Annotated in this window: 19 protein-coding genes; 12 read left to right on the forward strand and 7 right to left on the reverse strand. The window is 35.2% G+C overall.

All coding sequences use genetic code 11. The annotated features are described in order from the left end of the window. Positions 1–9: 9 nt before the first annotated feature. Entirely contained in the window at positions 10–558 is a 549-nt protein-coding gene (locus QW060_RS05000) for a heavy-metal-associated domain-containing protein (protein WP_290362556.1), read from the reverse strand. Between the two features lie 94 nt (positions 559–652). On the opposite strand from QW060_RS05000, the gene QW060_RS05005 reads away from it, so the two are divergent. Next, positions 653–976: a phosphoribosylpyrophosphate synthetase gene (locus QW060_RS05005; RefSeq protein ID WP_290362557.1), complete on the forward strand. Its 324-nt coding sequence runs from the start codon at positions 653–655 to the stop codon at positions 974–976. A 62-nt stretch (positions 977–1,038) separates the two neighbouring features. After that, a complete protein-coding gene (locus QW060_RS05010; protein ID WP_290362558.1) occupies positions 1,039–1,617 on the forward strand; it encodes a porin family protein in 579 nt (192 codons plus the stop codon). 53 nt (positions 1,618–1,670) lie between these two features. Here QW060_RS05010 and QW060_RS05015 read toward each other — a convergent pair whose 3' ends face one another. Next, complete coding sequence (locus QW060_RS05015) at positions 1,671–2,111, reverse strand: nucleoside deaminase (RefSeq protein ID WP_290362559.1); 441 nt, start codon at positions 2,109–2,111, stop codon at positions 1,671–1,673. Positions 2,112–2,165: 54 nt separating this feature from the next. Between QW060_RS05015 and QW060_RS05020 the strand changes: the two genes are divergently transcribed. The 3 genes from QW060_RS05020 to QW060_RS05030 are packed head-to-tail and all read left to right on the forward strand — an operon-like array spanning position 2,166 to position 5,890. Beyond that, entirely contained in the window at positions 2,166–3,944 is a 1,779-nt protein-coding gene (locus tag QW060_RS05020) for a 1-deoxy-D-xylulose-5-phosphate synthase (RefSeq protein ID WP_290362560.1), read from the forward strand. Further along, a complete protein-coding gene (locus QW060_RS05025; RefSeq protein WP_290362561.1) occupies positions 3,931–5,199 on the forward strand; it encodes a DUF3078 domain-containing protein in 1,269 nt (422 codons plus the stop codon). The genes QW060_RS05020 and QW060_RS05025 overlap by 14 nt, the downstream gene beginning before the upstream one ends. A gap of 4 nt (positions 5,200–5,203) precedes the next feature. Continuing rightward, positions 5,204–5,890, forward strand: coding sequence for a porin family protein (locus QW060_RS05030; RefSeq protein WP_290362562.1), 687 nt, complete (start codon positions 5,204–5,206; stop codon positions 5,888–5,890). On the opposite strand, the gene QW060_RS05035 is transcribed toward QW060_RS05030, so the two are convergent. The 3 genes from QW060_RS05035 to asnS all read right to left on the reverse strand — a co-directional run bounded on the left by QW060_RS05035 (position 5,885) and on the right by asnS (position 9,527). Continuing rightward, positions 5,885–6,502, reverse strand: coding sequence for a hypothetical protein (locus tag QW060_RS05035; RefSeq protein WP_290362563.1), 618 nt, complete (start codon positions 6,500–6,502; stop codon positions 5,885–5,887). The two genes, QW060_RS05030 and QW060_RS05035, sit on opposite strands and share 6 nt — an antisense overlap. Positions 6,503–6,509: 7 nt before the next feature. Beyond that, on the reverse strand, positions 6,510–7,970 hold the full coding sequence (rpoN, locus tag QW060_RS05040) for an RNA polymerase factor sigma-54 (protein ID WP_290362564.1): 1,461 nt from the start codon (positions 7,968–7,970) through the stop codon (positions 6,510–6,512). Between the two features lie 120 nt (positions 7,971–8,090). Beyond that, a complete protein-coding gene (asnS, locus tag QW060_RS05045) occupies positions 8,091–9,527 on the reverse strand; it encodes an asparagine--tRNA ligase (RefSeq protein WP_290362565.1) in 1,437 nt (478 codons plus the stop codon). Between the two features lie 144 nt (positions 9,528–9,671). On the opposite strand from asnS, the gene QW060_RS05050 reads away from it, so the two are divergent. Further along, the gene (locus QW060_RS05050) at positions 9,672–9,998 is read left to right on the forward strand and encodes a DMT family transporter (RefSeq protein ID WP_290362566.1); all 327 of its coding nucleotides are present in this window, start codon (positions 9,672–9,674) and stop codon (positions 9,996–9,998) included. A gap of 71 nt (positions 9,999–10,069) precedes the next feature. On the opposite strand, the gene QW060_RS05055 is transcribed toward QW060_RS05050, so the two are convergent. Continuing rightward, the gene (locus tag QW060_RS05055) at positions 10,070–10,984 is read right to left on the reverse strand and encodes a metallophosphoesterase (RefSeq protein ID WP_290364693.1); all 915 of its coding nucleotides are present in this window, start codon (positions 10,982–10,984) and stop codon (positions 10,070–10,072) included. Next, the gene (locus QW060_RS05060; protein WP_290362567.1) at positions 10,977–11,771 is read right to left on the reverse strand and encodes a 5'-nucleotidase C-terminal domain-containing protein; all 795 of its coding nucleotides are present in this window, start codon (positions 11,769–11,771) and stop codon (positions 10,977–10,979) included. The genes QW060_RS05055 and QW060_RS05060 overlap by 8 nt, the downstream gene beginning before the upstream one ends. Before the next feature lie 114 nt (positions 11,772–11,885). Between QW060_RS05060 and dapA the strand changes: the two genes are divergently transcribed. The 6 genes from dapA to porD are packed head-to-tail and all read left to right on the forward strand — an operon-like array spanning position 11,886 to position 16,677. Beyond that, a complete protein-coding gene (dapA, locus tag QW060_RS05065; RefSeq protein WP_290362568.1) occupies positions 11,886–12,767 on the forward strand; it encodes a 4-hydroxy-tetrahydrodipicolinate synthase in 882 nt (293 codons plus the stop codon). Positions 12,768–12,787: 20 nt separating this feature from the next. Beyond that, entirely contained in the window at positions 12,788–13,297 is a 510-nt protein-coding gene (locus QW060_RS05070; protein ID WP_290362569.1) for a ferritin, read from the forward strand. Next, positions 13,224–14,261, forward strand: a complete 1,038-nt coding sequence (locus QW060_RS05075; RefSeq protein ID WP_290362570.1) for an outer membrane protein assembly factor BamD — start codon at positions 13,224–13,226, stop codon at positions 14,259–14,261. The genes QW060_RS05070 and QW060_RS05075 overlap by 74 nt, the downstream gene beginning before the upstream one ends. Positions 14,262–14,269: 8 nt before the next feature. Beyond that, positions 14,270–14,587, forward strand: a complete 318-nt coding sequence (locus tag QW060_RS05080; protein ID WP_290362571.1) for a DNA-directed RNA polymerase subunit omega — start codon at positions 14,270–14,272, stop codon at positions 14,585–14,587. Positions 14,588–14,594: 7 nt separating this feature from the next. Beyond that, on the forward strand, positions 14,595–15,803 hold the full coding sequence (coaBC, locus tag QW060_RS05085; protein WP_290362572.1) for a bifunctional phosphopantothenoylcysteine decarboxylase/phosphopantothenate--cysteine ligase CoaBC: 1,209 nt from the start codon (positions 14,595–14,597) through the stop codon (positions 15,801–15,803). Next, positions 15,793–16,677: a type IX secretion system protein PorD gene (gene porD, locus QW060_RS05090; RefSeq protein ID WP_290362573.1), complete on the forward strand. Its 885-nt coding sequence runs from the start codon at positions 15,793–15,795 to the stop codon at positions 16,675–16,677. The genes coaBC and porD overlap by 11 nt, the downstream gene beginning before the upstream one ends. Positions 16,678–16,687: the final 10 nt, after the last annotated feature.

A 16,687-nucleotide genomic window follows, 5' to 3' on the forward strand; every position in this document is an offset into this window, starting at 1 on the left:
TTTTTAGTTTTAAGCATTTTTAGTTGCTTTCTTTTCTTTATCCTTTGAAGCTTTTTCTTTTTCTTTTCCTTCGGTTGTTTTTTCTTTAGAAGAACAAGATTTAGCTCCTTTTGAACAACAGGCTTTTTTCTCTTCTTTTTTCGGTTCCTGATAAAGCATTGCCGTTTCTTTAGAAGAAGACATATTTTCTACCTTATACGCACCATTGGCAATTTTTTCTACCGTAGTCTGGATGGTTGTAGTAGTTTGCTTGGCATTATCAAACTCAACAGTAGCTGTTTTAGATTCAAAATCTACTGTTGCTGATTTAACACCATCCAATTTTGCAAGTTTTCCCTGAATAACACTGGCACAACCTACGGCACAACTCATACCCTCAATTTGAAAAGTAGCTTTTTCCATGCTTCCGGATACTTTTTCTGTAGAAGCTGTTTCATTTGGAAGTGTAACTGTATCATTAGGTATACCATTCTCTTCCTGTTTATTAGATGATTGTTTACATCCTGCAAAAATAAGTCCTGCTGCAAAAAGTAAGACTGCTGTTTTTTTTATTTTCATGACAGTTGATTTCTCTTATATTCAAGCCAAAATTAATAAAAAAAATGTATCTTTAAATACAACAAATCATAATATTAGATTAAAACAATGTAGTATGGAAAATAATAATTATCAGTATGATACTTTAAGCGAAGCAGTTAACGATTTAATAAAAAGGGGCTATACAACCGACTTTTTAGTTCATGAAGAAAAAGATTGTTTTTTATGTGAGCAGGGTACGCTGGAATTATCCCCGCAAGAGTTCTATATTGATGAATTCTATCGTTTTGAGGGAATGACTGATCCCGGAGACGAAAGTATAGTCTATGCCATATCATCTCCAAAATTAGGTATTAAAGGATTGGTAATTAATGCTTACGGAGCCGATTTCGGTTACCGTTCTTCAAAATTAGTGCAGCGATTACAAAAAAGGGAATAGAATTTGCTAATAAAAAATAAACTATATCATTTTATAGAATATCAAATAAAAAGAAAGTAATTATGAAAAAAATTTTATTATCAGTTGGAGCTATTTTAGCTGTTTCATTAGCAGCTAATGCTCAGGATGTACAATTTGGTGTTAAAGGAGGGGTTAACTTCGCTAACTTACCGGGTTCTGATGTTGACAATGCAAAAATGAAAACAGGTTTTCATGTAGGTGGTTTTGTAGAAATTCCACTTTCTGATCAGTTTTCTCTTCAACCGGAGGTATTGTATTCAACACAGGGACAAAAAGGTAAAATCCTTGGACAGGATTATACGCTCTCTTTAGATTATGTAAATGTGCCTATTTTAGCAAAATACTATGCAGTTGAAAATTTAGGTATTGTATTAGGTCCACAAATTGGATTTTTAGCAAAATCAGAAGCAGAAACGGGAGATGTTTCACTTGATGCAAAAGATGGATTTAAATCGGTTGATATAGGAATTGCTGTAGGAGCAGAATATCAACTTGAAAACGGAATCTTATTTGGTGCACGTTACAATTTTGGTTTAACTAAAGTGGCTGAAGAAGTAGGAAATGTAAAACCGGATGGAAAGAATGGAGTTATTCAGGTTTCAGTAGGTTACAGATTCTAATATTTTGTAAAATGTATAAACAAAAGACTTCTATATTACATAGAAGTCTTTTTTTATCTTTTATTTTCAAAAAACAATTTCATCAGATCACTGCATTCTTTTTCTAAAACGCCGGATACAATTTCTGTTTTCGGATGTATTTTCCCCCCCATTTGAGTAAATCCTCTTTTATTATCACTTGCTCCATATACAATTCTTGAAATCTGACTCCAATACAGAGCTCCTGCACACATCTGGCAGGGTTCTACAGTAATATACATCGTACAATTTTTTAGATATTTGCCACCAATTGCATCAGAAGCGGCTGAAATGGCCTGCATTTCTGCATGAGCAGTTACATCAATCAGTGCTTCCGTAAGATTGTAAGATTTTGCGAGAATACGATTATTGGCAACCACAACAGCTCCAATAGGGATTTCATCACGATCAAAAGCATTTCTGGCTTCATTAAGTGCTATCTGCATAAAATATTCATCCGAAAAAATCTCGTACATATTAAAAATAGATATAAAACTAAATATTGTAAATTTGCAGTTAATTTAAGTGATATGCAAACTATTTTGTCGCAAATACAAAGCCCGTCAGATATAAAAAATATGACTTTGGCTCAGTTAGAACAACTGGCCAGAGAAATGAGACATTTTATTATTGACGCTGTTGCTACAAAAGAAGGACACTTAGGAGCAAGTCTTGGGGTTGTAGAGCTTACAATTGCATTGCATTATGTGTTTGATACTCCACATGATAAACTGGTTTGGGATGTGGGTCATCAGGCATACGGACATAAGATTCTTACAGGCAGAAAAGATTTGTTTACTACCAACCGTCAGAAAAACGGAATCAGCGGTTTTCCGAAAAGATCAGAGAGTATTTATGATGCGTTTGGAACAGGGCATTCATCTACAGCCATTTCAGCTGTTTTAGGTATGGCAATAGCTGCCGGTTTAAATGGAGATACAGACCGTAAAAATATAGCGGTAGTAGGAGATGCTTCCATTGCTTCAGGAATGGCTTTTGAAGGATTGAATCATGCGGGAGTGACCAATTCCAATCTGTTGATCATCCTCAATGATAATGCTATCGGAATAGATCCAAGTGTAGGCGCTTTAAAAAGCTATCTGACCAATGTGAAGATGGGGAAGAACCCTAAATCAAATAACATGATTAAATCATTAAATTTTGATTATACGGGACCTGTAGACGGGCATGATTTGCCGAAACTTATTGCTGAATTCCAAAAACTTAAAGATAAAAAAACACCTCAGTTTCTGCACATTATTACCACGAAAGGCAAAGGACTTAAACAGGCAGAAGAAAATCAGATTACGTATCATGCACCGGGCAAATTTGATAAGGATACCGGTGAATTATATCCGCCGCAGGAAAACTTATTTCCTAAATTTCAGGATGTATTCGGATGGACATTAGTAGAACTGGCAGAGCAAAACAAAAAAATAATCGGGATTACGCCTGCCATGCCTACCGGAAGTTCATTGCGTTATCTGATGGAAAAATTTCCGGAAAGAGGAATAGATGTGGGTATAGCAGAACAGCATGCGGTAACATTGGCAGGTGGTATGGCGACAGAAGGTTTTACCGTTTTTTGTGCTATATATTCCACTTTTTTACAACGCGCATATGATCAGGTAGTTCATGATATTGCCCTTCAGAATCTGCCGGTGATTTTTTGTGTAGATCGTGCAGGACTCGTTGGAGAAGATGGAGCGACCCATCAAGGGGTATATGATATTGCATATTTAAACGCCATTCCCAATATACAGATACTGGCTCCGAAAAATGTACTGGAACTGAGAAACAGTCTTTATACGCTTCAGTTGCATAATGATAAACCGGTTGCAATAAGATATCCAAGAGGCAGATGTTATATAAAAGACTGGAAACAGCCCTTTGAGGAAATTAACTTCAATGAAGTTGAGCCGGTTTTTCTGGGTACCAGAACAGTAATACTAAGTACCGGAACCATTTATAAAAATGTTGTTGATGCTCTCAACTTAATAGATAATCATCAGTTATCATATTATCATTTTGTTCAAATAAAACCACTAAACGAAGCATTTTTACAGGAAATTTTAGTAAATTATGATAACGTTATTACCGTGGAAGAAGGAACTGTAAATGGAGGTTTTGGAAGTTTAATAGCACAATACACAGCACAAAATTTCCCAGATATAAGGGTTAAAAATATAGGAGTAAAAGACCAATTTATTGAACATGCAACGGTTCAGGAACAAATGGAAGAATGTGGTTTGGACATATTAAGTTTAAAAAAATATTTTTCACAATTTACAGATAATGAAATTTATTAAATATATTTTATACATTTTACCAGCCTTTTTCAGCGCAAATGCATTTTCTCAAATTGTGAAAGAAAATGACAGCATCATAAGAAAAAGGGCGGCAGATGTAGAAACGTTTTATAGAAAAGAATTTAGTATACTGGACAGTCTCAGAATTGTAAATGATACCGTTTATTTACCTCCTGTATTAGTGGAGCAGAAAATTATTTTACAGGATTCTATTCTTGTAAAAACCACTAACAGTACGCTGCAAAAGGTAACCTTGTCTACTTTTGAAGTCAGTCGCAGAAATAAAAATCGGGATATCAGCTATTTTTTAGTTTCTGAAAACATACCATTAATTTACAATAACAAGCCCATAGCCAATTATCAGATTCCTTTTGATGAAATATCATCAGAAAAAACCAAACAAAGTTTCTGGACTAAAAAAAATGCTATTGGAATTGATGTAAACCAAGGAACATTTTCAAACTGGAATGCCGGAGGTTTCAATTCGGTATCCGGAATAGCGAAAGGTGATTTTTACCGCAAATATGAAAAAGGACGTCTGGTATGGGTAAGTGAATTAAAACTACGATACGGATTGAACAGTCAGGAAGGACAAGAGGTCAGAAAAACCGATGATGTACTGTCTGTAAACTCTACATTTGGTTATAAAACTTCTGTGAAATCGAATTGGTATTATACAGGAAAATTCACATTGAATACTCAGATGGCTGATGGTTTTTCCTATCCGAATATAGAGAAACCTATTTCGAGAGCTTTTGCACCGGCTTATATATTCACCGGTATTGGTGCGGAATTCTCAATTCCCGATAACGGGCTCAAAGTATATATTTCACCTGCTACATGGAAAGCAACAGTTGTTGCTGACAGCCGATTGGCAAATTTGGGAGAATTTGGACTTAACGGAGGAACTTTTGACGAGGACGGAAACCTGTTGAAAGCAGGAAAACGTGCACGGCATGAATTAGGTTTTTTAATTACCAATCAGTACCGAAAACAATTAATCAAAAATGTAGTTCTTGATCATAAAATAAATATTTATACAGACTATTTGAATAACTTTGGAAATATAGATATCGATTGGCAGATTCAATTAGAGATGTCAGTAAATAATTATATAAAAGCAACTGTGGGAGCGTATTTGATATATGATGATGACATAAAGAATAAAAGAGATGTTGGAGGCGTTCAGATAACTGAAGGGCCTCGTGTACAGTTCAAGCAGTTATTAGGAGTAGGGTTGATGTTTGCATTCTAAGATTATGAAGAAAATAGTATTTTTTTGTTTGTGCAGTATGGCGGCTTTCAGTCAGTCGAATGATACCATCGGAAAAGTTGAAAGAACCATTTCTATTGACGATCCGTACTATCGAGAAGATCAGATGTACGTGACCATCACGCATAGTATTTTACAAAATAAACCACACGGATTTAAGCAAAACTCATTGTCTCCAGGTGTGACTTTTGGTTTCTTAAGAGATATTCCTTTAAACAAAGCCCGAAGGATTGCTATTGCACCAGGACTTGGTTTGGCTTATCATAACCTTCGTCATAATCTCCTGACCATCAATTCGGATATCGTTCCTTATGAGGTGAACTCTGATTATGAAAAAAACAATCAGCATTTTTGGTATCTGGAAATTCCTTTAGAATTCCGATGGAGAAACTCTACAATGGAATCTCATAAATTCTGGAGAGTGTATGCCGGAATTAAATATAGTTATCTGTTGAGCAGCAAATCAATTTATGAAGGAAAACATGGTAATTTTACTTATAAGAATAATCCTGATCTGAATAAATCAATGATTGGTATGTATATTTCAGCAGGATTTAATACATGGAATCTCTATGCGTATTATGGCTTTCAACCTGTTTTCAAACAAAATATCATACCTAACAACAAAGGACTCAATTATTTTAATGTAGGTCTTGCCTTTTATATTTTATAAAAACGATATAGAAAAAGTGTGGAATACTAACTGAGGAATAATTCCTATCAGGCAACCGATAAGAATTTCACGGGTAGTATGTGCCTGAAGAGCTAATCTTGAGGATGCTAATAGGCCAAGCAAAAGAATTAAAATGCATAGTGGAAATATAAAGGGAAGATAATAACTCTGTGCTGTATGCATCATAAACATAACAAAGGCACTGAAACTAAGCATGTGTAAACTATACTTCTTTTTAAAAAAGAGACTTAGAAAAACAATACTGTACGAAACTGCGTAAGCAGTGAGAAAAAGCTTGAGTTCGTTACTCCTGTTCAGGAATAATATCTGAAAAACCAGAATATACATCAATACAATATTCAAAAAAACCGGAGCCTTTCTTTCACCTGTATCTTTTACCATGATAGAAGATGTAAGCATCTTAAACGATTTAAGAAATAAAAAGAGGATGACTGGTAATAGAAAGGTCATAATAGCAACCTGTATAACAGTGACGTAAATTTCGGTTGTATTATAAAAGTTTTGAGACAGATAATAAAAACATCCTGTAGCTATCAGCGGGATAAATACAGGATGAAATATATAGGAAAATATGCCTAAAAATTTTCTCAAAAGGCGGTTATATTTTTTTACGCATTCTTGCTACGGGTATATCAAGTTGTTCACGATATTTTGCAACAGTTCTTCGGGCAATAGGATACCCTTTTTCTTTTAATAATTCTGCGAGACGATCATCCGGATAAGGTTTTTGTTTATCTTCATCAGCAATGATGTTCTGTAATATTTTTTTAATTTCGATAGTAGAGACTTCTTCTCCCTGATCATTAATCATTGCTTCAGAGAAGAACTCCTTAATAAGTTTTGTACCGTATGGTGTTTCTACATATTTACTATTGGCTACTCTGGAAATAGTAGAGATGTCTAAGCCCACCATATCAGCAATATCTTTCAGAATCATTGGTTTTAGTTTCGTTTCATCTCCGTCAAGAAAATATTCCTGCTGATATTGTATAATTGCACTCATGGTTACAAATAGTGTTTCCTGCCGTTGTTTGATAGCATCGATAAACCACTTTGCACCATCGAGTTTTTGCTTGATAAATTGTACTGCATCTTTTTGTGCATTTGATTTATCTGCAGATGCCTTATACGTTTCAAGCATTTCCTGATAATCTTTTGATACGTGCAATTCAGGTGCATTTCTTCCGTTTAAAGACAATTCAAGCTCACCATCATTTATTTTTATCGTAAAATCAGGAATCACATGCTCAACAGCCTTTGAATTTCCTGCAAAAGCGCCACCCGGTTTAGGGTTTAACTTTTCAATCTCGTCAATGGCTTTTCTAAGCTGATCCTGACTTACACCATATTTCTGTAATAATTTTTCATAATGTTTTTTTGTAAAAGCATCAAATTGGTTCTCAATAATATCCGTTGCCAATTCTACAGCATCACTTGGTGTTTTATGACGTAACTGCAGTAAAAGACACTCCTGTAAATCTCTTGCACCAACCCCGGAAGGCTCCAGTTCGTGGATAATATTCAGAAGGATATCGGTAACCTTTTCTTCATCCGTATAAATCCCCTGAGTAAAGGCCATATCATCTACTATATCCTGAATGCTTCGTCGGATGTATCCCATATCATCTATACTCCCGACTAAAAACTCTGCAATTACACGATCTTCATCATTCAGCATAAAAGTATTCAGCTGATTGATTAAATCCTGATGGAAGCTTATCTGAGCTACTATAGGGCTGAATTTATCATCATCATCATCGCTATAGTTATTGGTTTGTAATTTATAGTCAGGGGTTTCGTCATCACTCAAATACTCGTCAATATTGATTTCATCAGTATCAATCCGTTCATTGTCATAGTCATCGAAATCATCCTGCTCCCCAAATTCATCTGCTTCCACATTGTCTTCTTTACCCGATTCAAGAGCCGGATTCTCTACCAGTTCTTCTTTTAATCGTTGTTCAAAAGCCAGCGTGGGCAATTGTATCAGCTTCATCAATTGTATTTGCTGAGGCGATAGTTTTTGAGATAACTTTAATTGTAAGTTTTGTTTTAACATATATTGAATAATGCTGCTAAGTTGGTGTACAAAAAATAGTTTAACCTATATCTGTTTCATCAAATTTATGAAAAAACGTTGATAAGTTAAACTATTATTATAGGATTAACGAATTGTAAATTAAAATTCTGCGTTTTGCGGTGTTCTTGGGAATGGTATTACATCACGGATGTTGGTCATACCCGTTACAAAGAGTACCATTCTTTCAAAACCTAAACCAAAACCGGAGTGTACTGCAGAACCAAATCTGCGGGTATCAAGATACCACCACAATTCCTCTTCAGAAATATCCAGCGCTTTCATTTTTTCTACCAATACATCGTAGCGCTCTTCTCTCTGAGAGCCGCCGACAATCTCTCCGATACCCGGGAATAAAATGTCCATGGCACGAACTGTCTTTCCATCTTCATTCAAGCGCATATAGAACGCTTTTATGTTTGCCGGATAATCAAATAAGATAACAGGGCATTTGAAGTGTTTCTCTACAAGAAAACGCTCATGTTCACTTTGTAAATCAGCTCCCCATTCTTCAATGATATATTGGAATTTTTTATTTTTATTTGGTTTGGAAGCTTTTAATATATCAATTGCTTCTGTATAAGAAACGCGTTTAAAGTTGTTTTCTAAAACGAATTGTAATTTCTCAATTAAACTCATTTCACTGCGTTCTGCCTGTGGTTTGCTTTTTTCTTCGTCTTTCAGTCGTTGTTCCAAAAACTTTAAATCATCTTCACATTTTTCCATGACATGACGAATGATTGACTTGATAAAATCTTCTGCAAGATCCATATTTGCATCGAGATCATTAAAAGCTACTTCGGGCTCAATCATCCAGAATTCAGCTAAATGGCGAGATGTATTTGAGTTTTCTGCACGGAAAGTAGGACCAAACGTATATACCTGACCTAAAGCCATCGCATACGTTTCAGCTTCTAATTGCCCGGAAACAGTCAAATTCGTATGTTTTCCGAAGAAATCTTCTTTATAGTTAATGGTGCCATCTTCATTTTTCGGAGCATTACCATCAAGAGAAAGCGATGTTACCTGAAACATTTCTCCGGCACCTTCAGCATCTGATCCGGTAATAATAGGCGTATTTACATATACAAATCCACTTTCCTGAAAATATTTATGTACCGCATAAGACAATACGCTTCTCACACGCATAATAGCTCCGAATACATTCGTTCTTACTCTTAAATGTGCATTTTCGCGGAGAAATTCCAAGGAGTGTTTTTTAGGCTGGATTGGGAATTTTTCAGGATCTGATTCTCCTAATATTTCTAAGGATTTTACCTGAATTTCGAATTTCTGACCTGCTCCCTGGCTTTCAATCAAAGTACCTTTTACCGCTATTGCTGCTCCGGTAGTAACTTTCTTTAATAATTCTGCCGGGAAATTTTCAAAATCAACAACACATTGTATATTATGTATAGTAGAACCGTCATTCAATGCAATAAATTGATTGTTTCTAAACGTTTTTACCCAACCTTTTGCGGTAATTTCTTGTAAAAGACTCGATCCATTTAAAAGATCAATTACTTTGGTGTGTCTCATTTCCGTGTATATTATAATTTTGAAAAATAACGTATTTTTAAAATACCCGCAAAGATAATGAATTATAGGATGATTGTAAAAGATTATTTTTCTACCAGATAAACCTTGGTTTTATGAGTATCTTTGCACAAAATAAAAATGAAAATGAATTGGATATTATTGATTATAGCCGGACTTTTTGAGATCGGATTTACGACCTGTCTTGGAAAATTCAGAGAAACTGCAGGAACAACTTCCTATTTATGGTTTCTGGGATTTTTAATAAGCCTTATTGTCAGTATGGCTTTATTGATGAAAGCTACTCAAACCTTACCTTTGGGAACTGCCTATGCAGTTTGGACCGGAATTGGTGCTGTAGGAACCGTATTGATGGGAATATTGTTTTTTAAAGAGCCCGTAGATTTTTGGAGGTTGTTTTTTATTTTTACATTGATTGCGTCTATCGTCGGATTAAAGTTTGTATCAAATTAACTTTAAGACTATTTGTCATAAAAAAATCCACTGAAAAGTGGATTTTTTAGCTTTATAATCGTAAAAAGCAACTACACTATAATATTTTTAGTAAGTGTAGAACTGTTTTTGGATGTATCGAAGAAGAAATCTATTTGTCCCAGTACAAGACCAAAGCAGCCTACCTGATTAATTATTACATCCTTATCTTCACTGTTTTTTACAATAGTAGGTTTGTCGAGAAACGTATGGGTATGTCCTCCGATGATTAAGTCAATATTTTTAGTTTGTGAAGCCAGCATCAAATCGCTCACATTATCACTCGCTATGTCATATTTATAGCCTAAATGGGAAAGACAGATGATCAAATCACATTTTTCCTGTTCTTTGAGAATACGGCTCATATCCTGGGCAACTTCAACGGGATTGATAAAAACAGTTTCTCCATATTCTCTTTTATTGACAAGTCCTGCCAGTTTTACGCCAAGACCAAAAACACCAATTCTGATACCATCTTTGATAAAAACCCGATACGGTTTTGTTAAGCCGTCCATTACCGTATTTTTAAAATCGTAATTGGCGTTCAGAATATCAAAATTAGCATTTACAACCTGGGAAGCCAGTCCGCCTACACCATTATCAAATTCGTGATTACCGATGGTAGTAGCGTCATATTGCAGCATATTCATCAGTTTTATTTCCAGTTCACCACCAAAATAATTAAAATAAGGGGTTCCCTGAAACATATCACCGGCATCGAGCAAGAGAACATTTTTACTCTCCTTTCGGATTTTGTCTATCAAAGTTTTACGTTTGGCAACGCCTCCCTGATTTGGATATTTTCCGTGATCAGAAGGAAAAGGATCTATATGACTGTGGGTGTCGTTGGTATGTAGAATGGTTAAACGCTTTAAATCATTTCCTGTAAAACTGGATAAGGATAAACCTCCAAGGGCAACAAAGGCAGTTCCTGAGGCAGTTTTCTGTAAAAAATCTCTTCTATTCATTGCCTTCTTCAATTATATGTTGGGTTGTAATAACCGGGAGTTCAGGATGTTTTTTAAAATATTCAATAAGCACATTGCGCAGTTTGTAATCCATAGTATAGGTGCGTACAGCTTTGGTAAAAAATACCATACTGTCACCTCCTTGTGCAAGATAATCGTTAGTAACAATAAGGTATGTCTTTTCAGGTGAAACAATTTTGCCGTTGATATATACATTTTTCAGCTGTTGCGTTTTAGCATCAATATGAATGAAAATACCTGCTAACGGATGGGGCTTTTTATTAGCAAGCATATAGTTTGCCAATTCTATGATTTGTTCGCCTTTTAATTCAAGTACCACTGCTTCGTTTTCAAAAGGCATTACTTCAAATGCAGCACGGGTAGTTACATCTCCCTCAGAAATTACAGAGCGGATGCCACCGTGGTTAAGCATACAGCCATCAATATTTTTTTGATATCTTTTCTGAAACACAGGATTTACAATTTCTACAGTAGCTTCTGCAAATAGATTTCCGATGATGGTTTCCCATTTTCCTTTTGATTTGTCCATAGTTATAGGACTGTGAGAAATGACTTTGCTCAGATCTTCATCGATATGTTTTTTATAAGGGGCTACAAACTTATCTATAGAAAGGTCGGGAGCAAGGGTGTCGGAGACAGAGATGTTTTTGCCTTTTATTTCTGTATTCCGATACAGATGCGGGCTGCATGCGAAAAATGCATTTATTGAGATTAAGAATAAAAATAAACTAATAAATGAAGTCTTTTTTTTAGAAAATCGTATCATTAAATCTTCCTTAAATTATTTAACTTTGTGTAGTGGTAAAATTACAACGATTTTATTCATTGTAAAGCATCACGATGTTAAAATACCTTCAACTAAATTTAAATATAAAATTCAATGCAAAAGTTTATCGGTACCGGAGTAGCACTTGTAACTCCTTTTAAAAGTGATTTTTCTGTAGATGTGGAAGCCCTCGAGAGAATTGTAAAATTCAATATTGAAGGCGGAATAAATTACTTGGTTGTATTGGGAACCACTGCTGAAGCAGCCACTCTCACCAAAGAAGAAAAAGAATTAGTAAAAAGTACCGTAAAAAAAGCAAACAATAATACATTGCCATTGGTATTGGGAGTAGGTGGTAATAATACAATGGAAATAGTACATCAGCTACAAACTGAAGATTTATCGGGGTTTGATGCAATTTTGTCTGTTTCTCCTTATTATAACAAGCCAACTCAGGAAGGAATTTATCAGCACTTCAAAATGATTGCAGCGCATTCGCCTTTACCGGTTATAATTTATAATGTTCCGGGCAGAACTTCAAGCAATATGTTGCCGGCTACCGTAATACGACTTGCAAATGATTGTGATTCTATCATAGGAATTAAAGAAGCGGCCGGAGACATTGTTCAGGCAATGCAACTGATAAAAGACAGACCAGAAGGCTTTTTAGTAATTTCCGGAGACGATATGATTACGCTACCTATGGTACTTGCAGGAGGAGATGGTGTTATTTCTGTGATTGGAGAAGGTTTTCCTCATGCGTTTTCAAAAATGGTACAGTTGGGATTAGAAAGAAAAGCAGATGAGGCTTATCAGATACACTACCAGTTGAGTGATAGTATCAATATGATATTTGAACAGGGAAATCCGGCTGGTATCAAAGAGGTTTTCAAGGCGTTGAACCTATCGGAAAATACGTTAAGACTTCCTTTGGTTCCTGTAAACAGCGATCTATCAAATCGTATTACTCAGTTTGTCAAAGAATTTAAAAACTAAATAATCAAAAAAGAAACAGTATGCTATCAAAAAAAATTGAATCCGCTTTAAACAAGCAGATAAAAATAGAAGGAGATTCATCGCAAATATATCTGGCTATGGCTTCATGGGCAGAAAACCAGGGTTTTGAAGGAATTGCCACTTTCATGTATGCGCAGTCAGATGAAGAGCGTGTACATATGCTGAAACTGGTAAAATATATCAATCAGCGCGGTGGCGAAGCAATTATACCGGCGGTTATACAGCCAGAATTAGATCATACCTCTTTCAAAACATTATTTACCCAATTGTTTGAACATGAGGTGTATGTTTCTGCAAGTATTAATGAGTTGGTTCATGTTTCTCTGGAAGAAAGAGATTATGCTACTCATAATTTCTTGCAATGGTATGTATCAGAACAGATAGAGGAAGAAGCTACGGCACGTACTATTTTAGATAAAATCAACCTGATCGGTGATGATAAAGGAGGCTTGTATCTGTTTGATAACGATATTAAAAATTTCCCTTCCATACAGACCAATCTGGCGTAATAATATTAACGAAAAATTAAGTGGATTATTAAAAAAAGATGTTTTTATTTGGACATCTTTTTTTATGTCTAAAAAAAGAATTGTAGAGTCAATTATAAATATTAAATTTGCATTTGCTGTTAAACATGGTTTGATGGTGTATAAAAACCGATTTATGAAGAAAATTTCCTGTGCTTTATTATTAATGCTTGCATTGACAGGCTGTAAGTCTACGTATCAGAAAGCTATGAAATCAGAAGATGTGGCTTATAAAATAGCTGCAGCTCATGATTTGTATGAAAAGGGGAAGTACCGAAAAGCGACGCGTTTATATGAGCAGGCAAAGCCGAAAATAGGCATTGCTCCTGAAGCACAGATGCTGTACATCAACTATGCTAAATCGCAAATGGCTTTAAAGAATTATGAATTGGCAACACCTATTATCAAGGAGTTTAACTTAAAATATCCTGCGAGTGTATTCAGAGAAGAGATGATGTATTTAGAAGCTTATACCTTATATCTGAGATCAGAAGATTATAAATTGGATCAGTTGGTTACACATGATGGTATTGCAAAATTTCAGGAATTTCTCGCTGCTTATCCGCAATCAGAAAAAGCTGATTTAGCTAAAAAATACAGCAAAGAGCTGGTGGAGAAAATAGAGCGTAAAGCTTTTGAAAATGCAAAACTGTACAATAAGATAGGGGAATATACACGTGATTATAATGCGGCAATGATTTCTTTGGATAACTTTATGCTTGATTATCCGGGCTCCGTTTTCAAAGAAGATGCACTGTTTTATAAATTCGATTCTGCTTATAAATTAGCAATAAACAGTGTGTACAGCAAAATGGAAGAACGCTTAAAAAATGCTCAGGTAGCATATAAAAGCTTGATTTCATTCAATGAAAATACAAAATACAAGGCAGATGCTGATCAGATGTTGGCACGTGTTGAAAAGGAATTACAACAATTTACAAATTAATTATTTAAATGGACTTAAAAAAAACGAATGCACCGGTAAATACGGTTACGTATAATAAAGATGAAATAGAAGCATCTACTGGTAATATTTATAAAGCAATCACCATCATTGCTAAAAGAGCCAACCAAATCAATAGCGAAATTAAAAAGGAGCTTATTGATAAATTGGATGAGTTCGCTACGTATAATGATAGTTTAGATGAGGTATTTGAAAATAAAGAACAAATTGAAGTATCTAAATATTATGAAAAACTACCAAAAGCTCATGCTTTGGCAGTAGAAGAGTGGTTAGATGGTGAAGTAACTTACAAAGAACCTTCTAAATAATATACCGATGTCTGTTTTAAGCGGTAAAAAAATAGTGCTGGGCATTTCCGGCGGTATTGCTGCATATAAAACAGCAATATTAGTTAGATTATTCATAAAAGCAGGTGCTCAGGTTCAGGTAATCATGACACCTGCTTCTCGTGATTTTGTTACCCCGTTAACATTATCAACTTTGTCTAAACGTCCTGTATATTCTACTTTTTATGAAGATCAGAATGGTGCTTCATGGAACAACCATGTAGAACTGGCACTTTGGGCTGACATCATGCTTATTGCGCCGGCTACAGCAAATACCCTTTCAAAAATGGTTACCGGAGCTTGTGACAACCTGTTACTGGCAACGTACCTTTCTGCAAAATGCCCCGTATATTTTGCCCCGGCAATGGATTTGGATATGTACAAACATCCTTCCACAGTGCATAATTTTTCCCTTTTAGCTTCTTATGGAAATATAATGATTCCCGCAGAATCCGGTGAATTGGCATCCGGTCTGTCCGGTGAAGGACGAATGGCGGAACCTGAAAATATACTTCGCTTTTTAGAAAATCATATTGTTGCAGAAACTTCTTTAAAAGGTAAAAAAGTATTGGTTACTGCAGGTCCTACTTATGAATCCATTGATCCTGTCCGCTTTATCGGAAACCATTCTACTGGAAAAATGGGATTTGACATTGCAGAAGCAATGGCTGATAAAGGAGCCGAAGTGATTTTAGTCACAGGACCCACCCATATGAAAAACAGAAACACCACCATAAAGAATATTAAAGTTGAGTCTGCCCAGCAGATGTATGATGTCTGTCATCAATATTTTGATTCTGTTGATGTTGTCGTAGCTGCAGCAGCAGTAGCAGATTACAAACCAAAAGTTGTGGCGGCACAGAAAATAAAAAAGAACGAAAGTACGTTTACAATAGAGTTAGAGAAAAATCCGGACATACTTGCTTCTTTAGGAGAAAGAAAAAAGCAGCAGTATCTCGTAGGGTTTGCTTTGGAAACAGAGAATGAAATTGAACACGCAAAAGCTAAAATCAAGAAAAAGAATTTAGATCTTATTGTTTTAAACTCCTTAAATGATGAAGGAGCAGGTTTTGGTAAACCAACAAATAAGGTTACCTTTATTGATAAAGATTTTAATATCTTTCCGCAAGAGTTGAAATCAAAAGAAGCAGTAGCTGAGGATATTGTAAATAAAATAAAAGAACATTATGAAATATAGATGGCTTGTTATTGTCTTTGTACTATTTGGTTTTTTTGTTCAGGCACAGGAACTGAATACTACGGTAGAAATAAATTCTGATGCGGTTTCACAATCCAATAAACAGGTGTTTAAGACGCTGAAAACAGCTGTAAAAGAATTTATGGACAATACGCAATGGTCAACTAAAAATGTAAACAGAAGCGAAAAAATAGACTGTAATATTCTTATTATCATTAAAACACTGGATGTAAATAATTTTTCGGGAAGCATACAGGTGCAATCTTCAAGACCTGTTTACAATTCTAACTATTCGTCACCGGTTTTTAATTTCAGAGATGAAGATTTTGATTTTCAATATATAGAATTTGAAGCGCTGACCTATAGCGAAAATAATATTTCTTCCAATCTTGTAGCCGTTTTATCTTTTTATGCCAATATTATTGTAGGTATTGATGCCGATTCCTTCTCCCTAAACGGAGGGACTCCAAATTTACAGAAAGCACAGAATATTGTAAATATGGCACAACAGATGAATGCCAAAGGCTGGAAACAGGAAGGAAATAAAAACAATCGTTTTGCGGTTGCAAATGAAATTCTTTCAGGAGCCAATGCTTCATACAGAGAAGCTATTTATCAATATCACATACACGGTATGGATCTTATGGCAGATAATCCTTTAGAGGGTAAAAAAGGAGTGAAAACAGCTTTGGATATCCTTTCTAACGTACATAGAAACCGACCAAATGCACTGCCAACACGTATGTTTTTTGATGCTAAAGCAGATGAAATCGTTTCTATTTTTTCTGCCGGACCTGAGTTCAATAAACAAAGTGTTGTAGAAGTTCTGACAAAAATATCACCTCTCAACGGAGGTAAATGGAACAGAATGTAACTCTGAAAAC

The sequence above is a fragment of the Paenimyroides ceti genome (assembly GCF_030409925.1).

Bases quoted from the DNA above. Each gene is read 5' to 3' on its own strand.
- QW060_RS05000 (WP_290362556.1), bottom strand. From the start codon at position 558: ATGAAAATAAAAAAAACAGCAGTCTTACTTTTTGCAGCAGGACTTATT.
- QW060_RS05005 (WP_290362557.1), top strand. From the start codon at position 653: ATGGAAAATAATAATTATCAGTATGATACTTTAAGCGAAGCAGTTAAC.
- QW060_RS05010 (WP_290362558.1), top strand. From the start codon at position 1,039: ATGAAAAAAATTTTATTATCAGTTGGAGCTATTTTAGCTGTTTCATTA.
- QW060_RS05015 (WP_290362559.1), bottom strand. From the start codon at position 2,111: ATGTACGAGATTTTTTCGGATGAATATTTTATGCAGATAGCACTTAAT.
- QW060_RS05020 (WP_290362560.1), top strand. From the start codon at position 2,166: ATGCAAACTATTTTGTCGCAAATACAAAGCCCGTCAGATATAAAAAAT.
- QW060_RS05025 (WP_290362561.1), top strand. From the start codon at position 3,931: ATGAAATTTATTAAATATATTTTATACATTTTACCAGCCTTTTTCAGC.
- QW060_RS05030 (WP_290362562.1), top strand. From the start codon at position 5,204: ATGAAGAAAATAGTATTTTTTTGTTTGTGCAGTATGGCGGCTTTCAGT.
- rpoN (WP_290362564.1), bottom strand. From the start codon at position 7,970: ATGTTAAAACAAAACTTACAATTAAAGTTATCTCAAAAACTATCGCCT.
- asnS (WP_290362565.1), bottom strand. From the start codon at position 9,527: ATGAGACACACCAAAGTAATTGATCTTTTAAATGGATCGAGTCTTTTA.
- QW060_RS05050 (WP_290362566.1), top strand. From the start codon at position 9,672: ATGAATTGGATATTATTGATTATAGCCGGACTTTTTGAGATCGGATTT.
- QW060_RS05055 (WP_290364693.1), bottom strand. From the start codon at position 10,984: ATGAATAGAAGAGATTTTTTACAGAAAACTGCCTCAGGAACTGCCTTT.
- QW060_RS05060 (WP_290362567.1), bottom strand. From the start codon at position 11,771: ATGATACGATTTTCTAAAAAAAAGACTTCATTTATTAGTTTATTTTTA.
- dapA (WP_290362568.1), top strand. From the start codon at position 11,886: ATGCAAAAGTTTATCGGTACCGGAGTAGCACTTGTAACTCCTTTTAAA.
- QW060_RS05070 (WP_290362569.1), top strand. From the start codon at position 12,788: ATGCTATCAAAAAAAATTGAATCCGCTTTAAACAAGCAGATAAAAATA.
- QW060_RS05075 (WP_290362570.1), top strand. From the start codon at position 13,224: ATGATAAAGGAGGCTTGTATCTGTTTGATAACGATATTAAAAATTTCC.
- QW060_RS05080 (WP_290362571.1), top strand. From the start codon at position 14,270: ATGGACTTAAAAAAAACGAATGCACCGGTAAATACGGTTACGTATAAT.
- coaBC (WP_290362572.1), top strand. From the start codon at position 14,595: ATGTCTGTTTTAAGCGGTAAAAAAATAGTGCTGGGCATTTCCGGCGGT.
- porD (WP_290362573.1), top strand. From the start codon at position 15,793: ATGAAATATAGATGGCTTGTTATTGTCTTTGTACTATTTGGTTTTTTT.